The organism is Dactylosporangium darangshiense (assembly GCF_039537565.1).
In the GTDB taxonomy this organism is placed as follows: domain Bacteria; phylum Actinomycetota; class Actinomycetes; order Mycobacteriales; family Micromonosporaceae; genus Dactylosporangium; species Dactylosporangium darangshiense.
This window is the reverse complement of record NZ_BAABAT010000003.1, coordinates 479,507-492,065: the sequence shown is the minus strand read 5'-3', so window position 1 is coordinate 492,065 and position 12,559 is coordinate 479,507. Positions and strand designations below refer to the sequence as shown.

The window sequence follows — 12,559 nt, the reverse complement described above, 5'->3', positions numbered from 1 at the left end:
TCGCAGTACCGGAGAGCAAGACGTACACCAACGGCGGCGTACATCCTCAGGCCTAAGGACGAACGGGAGGTCGACTCATATGCTGCTGAGGCTGCGGGTTGCGCTGCCCGACCGTCCCGGCTCACTCGGGCAGGTCGCCCGGACGCTGGGTGTGGTCGGCGCGGACATCGTTTCGGTCGTTGTGCTGGAACGGGTCAGTGGCCGTGCGGTGGACGACTTCACCGTGGTCTGGCCGGCTTCGGCCGCGGTCGACCGCGTGCTCACCGGCCTCGCGGCGATCCCAGGCGTTCGCGTGGACGGTGTGTGGCGCGGGACCGAGCTTTCGGAGCCGAGCAGCGGCCGCGAGGTCGCGCTCATCGGACAGGTGGCGGCGAACCCCGGACACGGCCTGGCGACGGTCGTGGACGCGGCTCCCGCACTGTTCGGCGCGGACTGGGCGGTCGCGATCCAGGTCGGATCCGACTGGGCGGGCGGCGGCGCGCGCGCCCAGGCATGGTCCGGCTCCTCGGTGGTATGCGCCAGTTGGCGCGCTCCGGATGTCCCCCCACAGGTGGACATCGCACCACTCCGCCCTCGCGCGTTGAGCGCAGCTGACGGCGTTCATCTCGCTGTCGCGCCTTTTCAGCGTGGAGGGCTGGTCCTTGTTGTCGGACGCGGCGGGGCGGACGGCGACGCGGGAGCACCACCGTTCCACGGTTCCGAGGTGGAACGGCTGGCGCAGCTGGTCGGTGCAACGGCACTTGTGCTCGGGGAACGGCTGGCGGGGCCCGGTTTGGCGGAACCGGGTGAGGCGGGTGGCTCCGTTGCCGGAGCCCCCGCTCCCGCCGGCACAAACGGATCAGCCCCGTCATGGGCGGCCTGACCTCGGCGACAGGAGTTCCGGGCATGACGCTGTGGCGTATCCGTGCGACGGTCGACGACCGCCCGGGCTTCCTGTCCGTCCTCACGGCGAGCCTCGCCCTGCGGAAGGTCAACATCCTCTCCGTGCAGGTGCACACCACCGAGACCGGCGCGGTCGACGACTTCCTCGTCGAGGCGCCCGAGCACCTGACCCGCGCCGACCTGGTCGACGCCGTGCAGCGCGGCCGCGGCCGGGACCCGTGGGTGTCGCCGGCGGACGTGCGCGGGCTCGTCGACGAGCCGACCCGGGTCCTCGCCCTCGCGGCGAAGGTCCTCGACGGCACGGCGACCCTGGAGGAGGCGATCGCGGCGCTGCTCGGCGACTGCGACATCTCCTGGCGGGCGGGCGCTACAACCAAGTCATCTGCGGTGGCAGCCGCCGGCTTCACGGCGACCGGCATGCAGCTGCCCGACCCGGCCGGCGGCACGCTGTACGTCCGCCGCCCGGCTCCCGCGTTCACCCCGGCCGAGTACGCCCGCGCGCAGGCGCTGGTCGAGGTCGCGAAGGTAGGAGCACGGCACACGGCTTCCTGAGAACAGCCTGAGAGCGCCCCCTCGTTGATCGAGGGGGCGCTTTTTGTTGCGCCCGCCTACGTGTAGGGTGACGACATGTTGACAGGGTACATGTCGGGGGGCGATACATGAGTGCCCTTGAATATGCCCGGCTGCAGTTCGGGCTCACCGCATCGCTGCACTTCCTGTTCGTGGCGGTCACGCTCGGCCTCGTGCTGCTCGTGGCCTTCCTGCAGACCCGCTACGTGGTGTCGGGCAAGCCGGTGTACGGCCGGATGGCCCGCTACTGGGGGCTGCTGTACGCGATCAACTATGCGGTCGGCATCGCCACCGGGCTCGTCATGGAGTTCGAGATCGGGCTCAACTGGAGCGGCCTGTCCCGGCTCACCGGCGACGTGTTCGGCGCGCCCCTCGCCCTGGAGACGCTGATCGCCTTCGTGCTCGAGTCGACGCTGCTCGGCATGTGGATCTTCGGCTGGGGCAGGCTCGGCAAGAAGCTGCACCTCGCACTCATCTGGGGCGTCGCCGCCACCGCCCTGCTGTCGGCCTTCTGGGTCATGGTCAGCAACGCGTTCCTGCAGCACCCGGTCGGGTACGCCCGCGACGCCGACGGCACCGTCCGCCTCGCCGACTTCGGCGCGCTGCTCACCAACAGCGCCCTGTGGTTCGCCCTCGCGCACGCTGTGGCCGCGGCCCTGACGACCGGCGGCATCCTCATGGCCGGCATCAGCGCCTGGCGCATCCGCAAGGCCGCGAAGCCCGACGACCACGACCTGTTCCGCCGCTCGCTGCGCCTAGGCATCCACATCGGCCTCGTCGGCGCGTTCTTCACCATCGGTGTCGGCTACGCCCAGCTCGGCCCGATCGGCGACAACCAGCCGACCAAGCTCGCCGAGGGCGAGAAGGCGATCGCCGCACAGGCCGACATGGTCACCCGCTTCGGCCCCGGCCACTACCTGCCCGGCGACATCGTGCGCACCTCGCTCGACTCGATGATCGGCATCGCCAACCTGCTGTTCCTCGTGCTGTTCGTCGTGCAGCTGCTCACGATCCGCGACACCCTGATCCGCCGCCGCTGGGCCCGGCCCGCGCTGTGGCTGCTCACCGCGATGATCCCGCTGCCGTTCGCCGCGGCGATCCTCGGCTGGATGGTGCGCGAGGAGGGCCGCCAGCCGTGGGCGGTGTACGGGCTGCTGAAGACCGCCGACGCCGTCTCGCCGATGAGCGCCGGTGCGCTGCGGGCCTCCACGCTGCTGTTCACCGTCCTCGTCGCGGCCCTCGCGCTCGTCGACTGGTGGCTCCTCGCGCGCGCGGCGGCCCGGCCGCCCGGCGGCGAGTTCGGCGTGGAGGAAGAAGAGGCACAGCCCGAGCTCGAGGAGGTCGCAGCATGAGCAATCTGTGGTACGCCATCCTCGGCTTCTGCTTCGTGGCCTACTTCGTGCTCGGCGGCCTCGACCAGGGCGTCGCCATGCTGCTGCCGGCGCTGCGCGGCGACGGCGAGCGGCGCGCCGCCCTCAACGCGATCGGCCCCATGTTCCTGGGCAACGAGGTGTGGGCGGTCGGCGCCGCCGGCGTGCTCGTCGCCGCGTTCCCGCGCCTGGAGGGCGAGCTGTTCGGCGCCGCCTACCCGGCCGTCATCGCGATCGTGCTCGGCCTGCTGGCCCTCAACGCCGGCGTCCAGCTGCGCAGCCGCGGCCGGTGGCGATCCGGCTTCGACGCGCTCATCGCCGCCAGCGGCCTGGCACTCGCCCTCGGCTGGGGGCTGCTGTTCGGCGTGCTGCTGCACGGCGTACCGCTGGACGCCGACGGCCACGTGCACGGCCAGCCCGCCCTGAGCGACCCGCGGGTCTGGCTCACCGCGGTCGCGAACGCGATGCTGGTCTTCGTGCACGGCGCCGCCTACCTCGGCTGGCGCCTCGAAGCAGGGCCGTTGCGCGCGCGGATGCACCGGGTGCTCGTGCGCTTCGCCCCGATCGCCGCCGGCGTCGCCGTCCTCGCCGTCGGCGGCTGGTACCTCGCGGCGCCGGACGGCGTGCGCCACCCGGTCGCCGGCACGGTCCTCGCGCTGGCCGCCGCCGGTGCCGCCTTCGCCGCCAGCTTCGCCACGGGCGGGCGCGCGTTCGCGGCCACCGCTGTGGCGTGCGCCCTACCGGTGCTCGCGGCGGCGTCGGCGCTGTTCCCGGCCGTGCTAGCGTCCACGCTGGACCCGGGCGCGACGGTCACCGTCGGCGACGCTGCGGCCGGCGGCGACACGCTGCGGCTGCTCGCCCTCGGCGCGGCCCCGCTCCTCCCGGTGCTCGTCGCGGTGCAGGCCGCCTGCTGGTGGCTCTTCCGGCGCCGGACGTCGCTGTACTGGTAAGGGCGGACAGCACATGGACAGGACAGCCGGTGGATAAACGGCTGCTGCGTATCGGGCCGGTGCGGCGCTACGCGATCGTGCTGGCCGGCTCCGCGCTGCTGGCCGCGGTGCTGATCGTGGCGCAGGCCGTGAGCCTCGCCACGCTCCTCGCCGGGCTGGTCGACGGCAGGCTCGACCGCACCGCCCTCGTCGTGGCCATCGCCGCGGTCGCCCTGCGCGGCCTGCACGCCGGCGCGCTCACCGCCGTCGCCGGGCGGGCCGCCGCCGGGATCAAGGCGCACCTGCGCGAGGAGCTGCTCGACTCCGCCGCCCGGCGCGGGCCGGCGTGGCTGGCCGGCAAACGGGCCGGCGAGCTCGCCACCCTGGCCGGGCGCGGGGTCGACGGCCTCGACGGGTACCTGACCGGATACCTGCCGCAGGTGTTCCTCGCCGCCTTCGTCCCGCTCGCCGCCCTCGGCTGGCTGGCGCTCACCGACTTCACGTCCGCGCTCGTCGTCGCGCTGACCCTGCCGCTCATCCCCGTCTTCGGCGTCCTCGTCGGCAAGGCGACCGGCCCCCGCACCGCTCGGCAGTGGGGGCTGCTGGCCCGCCTCGGCGGGCACTTCCTGGACACCGTGCGCGGCCTGCCGACGCTGCGCACCTTCGGCCGCGAGTCCGGCTACGCCGCGCGGGTCCGGGCGAGCGCCGAGGCGTACCGGACGGCGACCATGCGCACCCTGCGCCTGGCGTTCCTGTCGGCGCTGGTCCTCGAGCTCGTCGCCACCGTCTCCGTCGCGCTGGTCGCGGTGCCGGTCGGGCTGCGGCTGCTGCACGGCGGGCTGACGCTCGGCGCCGCGCTCGTGGTGCTGCTGCTGGCGCCCGAGGCGTACCTGCCCCTTCGCGCACTGGGCACGAAGTTCCACGCCAGCCAGGAGGGGCTCGCGGCGGCGGCGGAGATGCATGCGGTACTGCTGCCGCGTCCGCAAGCCACGACGGAGCCCCGGGTTCCACCGGCGGACGCCGCTGTGGTCCTGGAGCAGGTGGAGGTCCGCTACGGCGACATCGTCGCCCTGCGCGACGCGAGCCTCGCGGTCGAGCCCGGCGACCGGGTGGCCCTCGTCGGCCCGAGCGGCGGCGGGAAGTCCACACTGCTCTCCCTGGTCCTCGGGTTCACGACGCCGTCGGCCGGCCGGGTGCTCGTCGGCGGCGCCGACCTCGCCGCCCTCGACCTCGACGCGTGGCGGGCCCGGCTGGCGTGGCTGCCGCAGCGGCCGCACCTGTTCGCCGGCACCGTCGCCGGCAACATCCGCCTCGGCGCGCCGGACGCGACCCTCGACGAGGTCGTCGCCGCGGCGCGCGCCGCCGAGGCCGACGGGTTCGTGCGGGCGCTGCCGCGCGGCTACGACACCGACCTCGCCGAGCACGGGCTGTCCAGCGGCCAGCGGCAGCGCCTCGCCATGGCCCGCGCCTGGCTGCGCTGTTCGGCAGGCGGCGGCGGGCTGCTGCTCTTCGACGAGCCGACCGCGCGGCTCGACCCGGACAGCGAGGCCGCCGTGGTGGCCTCCGCCGCGAGGCTCGCGACCGGGCGCACCGCGCTGCTCGTCGCGCACCGCCCGGCGCTGCTGTCCATCGCCACCCGCATCGTCACGGTCGAGGCCGGGCGTCTCACCGAGTCCGTCCCGGCGGTGCTCGCATGAGGCGCGTCCTGGCCCGCCTGCTCTTTGCGGGGCTCCTCGCCGTATTGACCGAGGCCGCGGGCGTCGGCCTCGTCGGCACGGCCACCTGGATGATCGTGCGCGCCGCCGAGCGGCCGCCACTGTCCGCGCTGGCCGTCGCCATCGCCGCGGTCCGGGCGTTCGCGCTGCTCAAGGGCGGGATTCGGTACGCCGAACGCCTCGCCAGCCACGACGTCGTGCTGCGCGTCCTCGCCGACCTGCGCGCCCGCGCCTTCGCCGCCCTGGCCGCCCGCCACGGTGCCGTGGTCGAGGGTGACGCGCTGAGCCGCGTGGTGTCCGATGTGGACGCCGTCCAGGATCTCCTGCTGCGCGCCGTGCTCCCGGCCGGGGTCGCCGCCGTCATCGGCGTCGCGGCCGTCGCCGGGGTGGGCGCCGCCGACCCACGCGCGGGCGCGGTCCTCGCCGGCGGCCTGCTGATCGCCGGCCTCCTGCTGCCCCTGCTCGCCAACGCCCTGAACCGCTCGGGCGCCGCGATCGCCGCCGCCCGCGGCGCGGTCGCACAGTCGACGGTGGACCTGGCGCACGGCGCGGCCGAGCTCGCCGCCTTCGGCGCGATGCCGGCCGCGCTCGCCGAGGCCTCGGCGAGCGGGCGGCGCCTCGCCCGGCTCGAGGCCCGCGCCGCGGCCGTGTCCGGCCTCGTGACCGGCGCCGCCGCCCTGGTGCCGGCGGCCACCGCGGTCGCGATCGCCGTGCTCGTCGCCGGACCGTCGGCGCCGGTGCTCGCGCTCGTCGCGCTCACCGTCGGCGAGGTGGTCGTCCCGCTCGCCGCGGCCGCCGCCCGCCAGGGCGAGGTCCGCGCCGCCGTGGCCCGGGTCCGCGACCTGACCCGCTCGGCCGCAACGGTCACGCAGGAGCCAGAGCGGCGCGCCTGGGGCGGGCCGGTGAGCGTGCGGCTGCGCGGCGTCACCGTCCGCTACCCGCACGGCGCGAAGGCCGCCCTCGACGGCGTGGACCTCGACCTGCCCGCCGGCCGCCGCGTCGCCGTCGTGGGCGCGAGCGGCGCCGGCAAGTCGACGCTGCTGGACGCGATCGCCGGCCGGGCGCCGCTGGTGGCCGGGGCGGTGGACGGCCGCCCGGACGGCGCCGAGCCGTGGCAGGTGGCCGGGGGCGTGTTCGCCGACGCACACGTGTTCCACGCCACCGTGCGCGAGAACCTCACGCTCGGCCGCGACGGCTTCGGCGACGACGAGCTGCGGGCCGCGCTGGGCGCCGCCGGGCTCGCCGAGCACGCCGGGCGCCTCGACGACGTCGTCGGCGAGGACGGCGGCCGGCTCTCCGGCGGGCAGCGCCAGCGGCTCCTGCTCGCCCGGGCGCTGCTCGACCCGCCGCCGGTGCTGCTGCTGGACGAGCCGACCGAGGGCCTCGACCCGGCCGCCGCCGACGCCGTCCTGGCCACCGCGCTGCTGGCGGCGGGGGAGCGCACCGTGGTGGTCGTCACACACCGCCGTGCCGATCTGGACCGCTTCGACCAGGTGATAACCGTCGAGGACGGGCGGCTCGTCGCGGGCTGAGCGGTTGACGGCAACCGCGGCGCGTGTGGGACCCTTGAGCACGTGGAGGGGGTGTCACACGATTCGGTCACACAACCCGTCGACGTCTATGTCGGCGGACTGGCGGCCGCCCTGCGCGGGCCGCGGGCCACGCGCCTGGAGATGATCACCGAGGCGCGGCACAGCCTCGAGGACGCGGCCGCGGCCTACGAGGACGCCGGCCTCGAGCCCGCCGAGGCGCAGGCGCGGGCGGTCGCCGAGTTCGGCACCCTGCGCGAGGTCGTGCCCGGCTACCAGGCCGAGCTCGCCGCGCAGCAGGGCCGGCGCACGGCGCTGTGGATCGCCCTGGCGCTGCCGCTGGTCAACGTGCTCGCACCGCTGATGTGGTGGGACAGCCCGTGGGGGACCGACCACGCGAGCCATCTCTACTGGGTCCTCGTCGACCACTTCAAGTACACGTCGTTCCTCGCCGCCGCGGTCGCCGCGCTCGTCGTCGCCGGCTTCTCGTGGGGGAGCCGCTACCTGCGCGACGGTGTGCGCTACGCGCGGCTCGTCGGCCTCGGCGCGGTCACGTTCCTGGGCCTGCACGGCCTCGTCGGCGCCGCCGTGTTCGGCCTGAGCATCTACCAGTGGCCGGCCGCGGCGACCTGGCCGCCGGTGCTGGCCGGCATGGCCGTCAACATGGGTGCGTTCGCCTACGCCGGCCTGCTCGCCGTCCGGTGCGTGGCTTTCGCCGGCACCGCGCTGCGAAACCGCCGGGGCGTGCTTGCCTGACGGCTCAGGTCGTCGCCGCCTGACGGCTCAGGTTGTCGCTGCCTGCCTGACGGCTCAGGTCGTCGCCGGCGGGGGCAGCAGCACCGAGCCGATCGTGGCGGTGAACTCCTGCCAGGCCGAGCGCTCCTCGGCGAGCACCTTGCGCCCGGCGTTGGTCAGCCGGTAGGTGCGCCGCTCCCGGCCGCCGACCGTGGACCACGCGCTCTCCACGTAGCCGGCGCGCTCGAGCCGGCGCAGCGCCGGGTAGACGGTGCCGGTCGGCAGCGCGAGGGAGCCGCCGCTGCGCTCCTGCAGGGCCTCGATGATCGCGTACCCATGGCGGGGTTCGCCGTCGAGCACCGCGAGCAGGAGTGCGTCGAGATGCCCGCGTAGCGCGTCCGCCTTCATGTGTAGCGAGTCTACGGGTTGGCGGCTCGCCGCGCCACGGCAGGGGTTTAGTCCTCCCGCCGCTGGGCAGTCCCGGTGCACACAGTGGACGGGAGTGGCGGGGCGGCATGGCGCGGCAGGCAACGGTATGGCACTGGTATTGGTCACGACACCTGGTCGCACGGCACGGGGAGGCCGCAGGGCACGGGGAGATGGTCCGGTGAGGCGGCGCACCGAGTCCGGGCGCGCCGAAACCACCTCCGATGCCGACCTGCAGTGGCCCACCGGGCTCGGCACCGCGCTGGCCATCGCCTCGGGCCGGGCGCTGTCCTACCGCCGCGGTGTGCCCCGCCCGGTCGTCGCCGCCCCCCGCTGGAGCGCCGCCCGCGGCCGGCACGCCCGCCGCGACCCCGGCACCACGCTCGACGCCGGCGTCGTCGCCCGCTGGCTCGTCGGGCAGCTGCCGCCCGGCCGGTACAACGGCCTCGTCATCGGCTCGCCGCACGGCGCCGCGCTGCACCTCGCGTCCGCGCTCGGGGTACCGTGGCTGCCGGCCGCGTTCGAGCTGCCGACCGCCGACATCGCCACGCACGACGGCATGTCGCCCAACGGCGTCGGCGCCGACGGTGCCGCCGCGGCCAAGGCCGGTGAGCGCAACGCCCGCGGCATCCTCGACGCCAACCCGGACGTGACCGTGCGCCAGGTCTACGACCCGGTGTGGCGGGGCTGGTCGGCGACCTCGACCGCGTACGCCGTCGTGCGCTGGCAGCGGCTGCCGGAGGCCTACCGCGAGCTCGTCGCCGACCGGCTGCGCCCGGGCGCGCCGATCATCGTGACCCGCGACGTGAGCCGCTGGCTGACCCTGGCCGGCCCGGCCGGGTACTCCTTCCAGCTCGGCGGCCGCGCCACCGGCCTGACGCCGGGCGACTACTACGACCGCCGCACCGCGAACGGCCCCGTCCCCGGCCTGGGCGGCAATGGCACGGAGGAGGGGCCGCAGGACAGCGACGGCGAGCGCAGCGTCGACCGCGGGTTCGTCGAGGACCTGCGCCGCTTCGCCTCCGCGCACGGCCACCCGGTCCGCCAGGTCCTCTACCGCCACCCCGACGTGCTCTCCGGCGCCGTCGCCGACGTGTACCGCGACTGGCTGCGCGCCGGCTCCCGCACCGGCAACCGGCTCGTCGTGGAGTGCGGCCGGCTGCTGGACCCGTGGCACGTGGTGCGCGCCGGCCTCGTGCCCTACTGGTGCGAGTACCCGCTGCGCTCGGCGGTGCGGGCGCTGTCGTGGTGGCTGGCCGGCAGCGAGCCCTTCACCTGCGTCGACGTGCTGCCGGAGCCGCCGGGCGTGGCGCTGCCGACGACGGCGCCGCTGGCCGAGTGGGAGGCGGTGGCCGCGTTCGCGTCCCGCCGGGCGCTCGTGGACGCGCGGTGCGCCCGCGCGTACCCATCCGGCACCGTGCCCGCACACCACGCGACGCAGGTGCTGCGCACCCAGCCGCACGACCTGCCCTACCTGCCGTACCTGTCGGCGGAGGAGGCCCTGACGGGCCTCGCCGAACGCGGCCAGACCGACGGTCTGCTCATTCTCTAGGCGCTGGTGCTGTCCTCGCCCTTCTCCTTGTTCTTCTGCACCTTGGAGATGACGTCGTGCAGGGGCTTGGTGCCGCTGCCCACGACCACGCCGGTGATGACGGCGTCGACCCAGACGGGGATGCCCTGCCAGCCGTCGCCGGCGATGGAGTGCAGCAGGTAGAGCCCGCCGGACGCTGACGCGACGGTGGCCAGGGCCACCGCGATGCCCCACGAGATCAGCCCGCGGCTGGCCCGCCCCCGCTCGACCAGGGACTTCGCGTGCGCGACCTGGATGAGGTCGTCGAGGGTCGCGTCGTGGTACTTGTTCGCCATGTTCGCCACCGCCCGCTCGAGCTCGCCCTTGGCGTGCTGGCCGGGCATGAACCGGGCGAAGGGCTCCAGCACGCGCTCGACGGCCGTGGCGAACGCGAACAGCACGCCGAAGAGCGCGGTCGCGTCGGGCAGGTGGATCTCGTCGGCGTTGACCCCGAAGTGGTACAGCGCCCAGGACCCCGCCCCGCCGGCCGCCACGAGCAGGAACGCGGCGATGAGCGAGCCGATGCTGGCCGGCTGGGTGGCCACGGCGGCGGCCTCGCCACCGGGCGCGGGCGCCGCGTCGCCGCCGACGGCCACCGCGGCGCCGACCTCGGGCATCGGCGCACCGGGCGCACCGGGTGCTCCGGGCGCTCCCGGGACGGGGATGCGTTGCGTCACGTCCTCGGCGGGCGCCGCCTGCGCGGGGATCGGGGCGGCGGGCGGGCGGGCGAGGTTCGGGGGTGCGACCGCGGCGGCGGCCACGACCCGGTTGTTCGAGGTACCGAGGACGGCATTGCGTCGGACCAGAGCCATGCGCGAGAGGCTAGCGCCCGTCGATGCCCCTGCTCATCCGGGGATCGTTCAGCCTCACATCGTTCCTTCGGGGACAGCCGGACGGGCTTGCAACAGCGCCGGGGCCGCCGTCTGCCCCGGTGGGAGCAGGACGGCGGCCCCGGCGAAGGATGTGGCTGCCCTGTTGCTGTGCCTTGCCTGTTCGGTTCGGTGTTACGCGGCCGGGGCGCTGGCCGAGGCCGACGTCGACGCGGCGGCCGAGGCCGAGGTGCTGGGGCTCGCGGTGTCCGCCGGCTTCGGCAGGGCGCTGCCCTTGACGTACTCGTCCCAGGACTTGTCCCAGTCGGTCCAGCCGTTGCCCCACGCGAGCTTGCGGGTCGTGTTCTTCACGATCACGACGTCGCCGATCTTGGTGAGGTTGTACAGGTACTTCGCGTTCGTCTCGGAGACGTTCGTGCAGCCGTGCGAGACGTTGCGCTTGCCCTGGCTGTCCACCGACCACGGGGCGGAGTGGATGTACTCGCCGCCGCTGGTCATCCGCTGCGTCCAGTAGACCGTCTCGCGGTACGGGTCGGAGGGGTCGGTCCCCACGAACAGCTCGGACTGGTTCTTGTCCATGACCACCATGTTCCCGCTGGAGGAGGGGGTCTTGGCCTTGCCGAGGCTTACCGGGATCGTCTTGATGACCTGGCCGTTCTGCTCCACCGTCATCTGGTGGGTCTTGTCGTCGGTCGTCATGACGATCTTGTCGCCGATGCTGAACGTGCTCGTGACGTCCTTGGTGCCCCAGCCGGTCTTGGTCAGCTGGAGGCCGCCGACGGCGAGCCGAACGTTGATCTTGGTGCCGGCCTGCCAGTACTCCTTCGGGCGGTAGTGCACTTCGCCGCCGTTGAACCAGTACCAGGTGCCGACCTGGGGCGGGTCGGAGGTCACCAACAGCCGCTTCTCCACCGCCGCGCGCAACTCCTGCGGGACGCTGGAGCCGAACCGCACGACGATGGGCATGCCCACGCCGTACGTCTTGTTGTCCGAGATCGCGGTCGATACGTTGACCGTCTTGCCGGGCTTGGCCATCGTCGTGAACGTGATCTTCTTGCCGGCCTGGTCGCCGGCCGAGGTCACGCTCGCCGTGTACTGCGTGCCGTACTTGAGCTGCGTGCTGGGGACCCAGCTGGTCCCGTCCGCGCGCAGCGCGCCCGCCACCGTGGCACCGGACGCGTCCGTGAGCGTGACCTGCGCGTTCGCGCCGGGCCCGCCCTGCAGGGACAGCTCGGTGGCGGTGGAGACGTTGCCGGCGCCGTCGGCGGGAGCGGCAAAGGCCGCCTTGGGCAGATCGGCGGACGCGGAAGCCGAGGGGCCGCCGGCACCGCCGTCAGAGCCGTTCCATTTCGATTTGACCTCGTCGCTGCCGTTGCAGCCAGCAGCGAGAACGACAACGCCGGTGAGGGCGGCGATCGTGGCCAGTGCGCGTGCGGAGACTCCCATGTCCACACCTCCTTTTTGGGCTTTGTTCCTGCTTGGGGTCAGCTTCGTTGGACTAGAGCATGCACCGGTTGCAACGCCGGTGTATCCCGGGTTTGTGCCACCGGTTCAACTTCGCCGGGTCACGTTTCGCACAGTGTCCGATTCGTGGGCCCGGAGACGGTCGCCGGATCCCGGTTTACGCGGGGCGGCTTCGGGAGAACCTCGTGGTGGCGGGCGATCTTGCCGTGCAACATCGTAGGAAGTAACGGATGACCGTGGCCATCCGCTCCTTGGACGCGATCCGGGCGGCACGAGGTTGCGTGACAGTTCGGTAACGGCGTCCCGACCGGCCGTATTGCCGCTCCGAGGTGTGGTGCAGGCCCGTGGGATTTGTCACGATCTCATGCTGTAGGTCGGCCGCCGGTGCGCACGGTACGTTGGTCGGCAACACATACGGCGGGCGCGCTGGCATGCGGTACGGACTCGAGTACCGAGCATGCAAATTGCGCCCGCTCTTCGCGTACACTGGCAAGACCGCTCCCCAGGGCCGACGTTGTCCCGATTTGCACTCGATGACG

11 protein-coding genes are annotated in these 12,559 nt (G+C 73.9%); 8 read left to right on the top strand and 3 right to left on the bottom strand.

From position 1 onward, the window contains the following. Positions 1–79: 79 nt before the first annotated feature. The 7 genes from ABD901_RS08995 (at position 80) to ABD901_RS08965 (ending at position 7,751) form a co-directional block, all read left to right on the top strand. Entirely contained in the window at positions 80–862 is a 783-nt protein-coding gene (locus tag ABD901_RS08995) for an ACT domain-containing protein (protein WP_345123237.1), read from the top strand. A 23-nt stretch (positions 863–885) separates the two neighbouring features. After that, complete coding sequence (locus ABD901_RS08990) at positions 886–1,434, top strand: ACT domain-containing protein (RefSeq protein WP_345123235.1); 549 nt, start codon at positions 886–888, stop codon at positions 1,432–1,434. 107 nt (positions 1,435–1,541) lie between these two features. Continuing rightward, positions 1,542–2,804, top strand: a complete 1,263-nt coding sequence (locus tag ABD901_RS08985) for a cytochrome ubiquinol oxidase subunit I (protein ID WP_345123234.1) — start codon at positions 1,542–1,544, stop codon at positions 2,802–2,804. Then, on the top strand, positions 2,801–3,772 hold the full coding sequence (locus ABD901_RS08980; protein WP_345123232.1) for a cytochrome d ubiquinol oxidase subunit II: 972 nt from the start codon (positions 2,801–2,803) through the stop codon (positions 3,770–3,772). The genes ABD901_RS08985 and ABD901_RS08980 overlap by 4 nt, the downstream gene beginning before the upstream one ends. Before the next feature lie 29 nt (positions 3,773–3,801). Then, the gene (cydD, locus tag ABD901_RS08975; protein ID WP_345123230.1) at positions 3,802–5,448 is read left to right on the top strand and encodes a thiol reductant ABC exporter subunit CydD; all 1,647 of its coding nucleotides are present in this window, start codon (positions 3,802–3,804) and stop codon (positions 5,446–5,448) included. Further along, the gene (cydC, locus tag ABD901_RS08970) at positions 5,445–6,998 is read left to right on the top strand and encodes a thiol reductant ABC exporter subunit CydC (RefSeq protein WP_345123227.1); all 1,554 of its coding nucleotides are present in this window, start codon (positions 5,445–5,447) and stop codon (positions 6,996–6,998) included. Before cydD ends, cydC begins: the two co-directional genes overlap by 4 nt. 42 nt (positions 6,999–7,040) lie before the next feature. After that, positions 7,041–7,751: a permease prefix domain 1-containing protein gene (locus ABD901_RS08965; RefSeq protein WP_345123224.1), complete on the top strand. Its 711-nt coding sequence runs from the start codon at positions 7,041–7,043 to the stop codon at positions 7,749–7,751. A 54-nt stretch (positions 7,752–7,805) separates the two neighbouring features. On the opposite strand, the gene ABD901_RS08960 is transcribed toward ABD901_RS08965, so the two are convergent. After that, positions 7,806–8,138, bottom strand: coding sequence for a PadR family transcriptional regulator (locus ABD901_RS08960; protein WP_345123221.1), 333 nt, complete (start codon positions 8,136–8,138; stop codon positions 7,806–7,808). A gap of 199 nt (positions 8,139–8,337) precedes the next feature. Here ABD901_RS08960 and ABD901_RS08955 point away from each other — a divergent pair, with 199 nt between their 5' ends. Continuing rightward, positions 8,338–9,708, top strand: coding sequence for a hypothetical protein (locus ABD901_RS08955; RefSeq protein WP_345123219.1), 1,371 nt, complete (start codon positions 8,338–8,340; stop codon positions 9,706–9,708). Here ABD901_RS08955 and ABD901_RS08950 read toward each other — a convergent pair. Beyond that, positions 9,705–10,538, bottom strand: a complete 834-nt coding sequence (locus ABD901_RS08950; RefSeq protein WP_345123217.1) for a hypothetical protein — start codon at positions 10,536–10,538, stop codon at positions 9,705–9,707. The two genes, ABD901_RS08955 and ABD901_RS08950, sit on opposite strands and share 4 nt — an antisense overlap. Before the next feature lie 192 nt (positions 10,539–10,730). After that, positions 10,731–12,002: a L,D-transpeptidase gene (locus ABD901_RS08945; RefSeq protein ID WP_345123214.1), complete on the bottom strand. Its 1,272-nt coding sequence runs from the start codon at positions 12,000–12,002 to the stop codon at positions 10,731–10,733. Between the last annotated feature and the right edge of the window lie 557 nt (positions 12,003–12,559).

Excerpts from the sequence above, each read along its gene's own strand:
- ABD901_RS08995 (WP_345123237.1), top strand. The coding sequence starts at position 80 with ATGCTGCTGAGGCTGCGGGTTGCGCTGCCCGACCGTCCCGGCTCACTC.
- ABD901_RS08990 (WP_345123235.1), top strand. The coding sequence starts at position 886 with ATGACGCTGTGGCGTATCCGTGCGACGGTCGACGACCGCCCGGGCTTC.
- ABD901_RS08985 (WP_345123234.1), top strand. The coding sequence starts at position 1,542 with ATGAGTGCCCTTGAATATGCCCGGCTGCAGTTCGGGCTCACCGCATCG.
- ABD901_RS08980 (WP_345123232.1), top strand. The coding sequence starts at position 2,801 with ATGAGCAATCTGTGGTACGCCATCCTCGGCTTCTGCTTCGTGGCCTAC.
- cydC (WP_345123227.1), top strand. The coding sequence starts at position 5,445 with ATGAGGCGCGTCCTGGCCCGCCTGCTCTTTGCGGGGCTCCTCGCCGTA.
- ABD901_RS08960 (WP_345123221.1), bottom strand. The coding sequence starts at position 8,138 with ATGAAGGCGGACGCGCTACGCGGGCATCTCGACGCACTCCTGCTCGCG.
- ABD901_RS08950 (WP_345123217.1), bottom strand. The coding sequence starts at position 10,538 with ATGGCTCTGGTCCGACGCAATGCCGTCCTCGGTACCTCGAACAACCGG.
- ABD901_RS08945 (WP_345123214.1), bottom strand. The coding sequence starts at position 12,002 with ATGGGAGTCTCCGCACGCGCACTGGCCACGATCGCCGCCCTCACCGGC.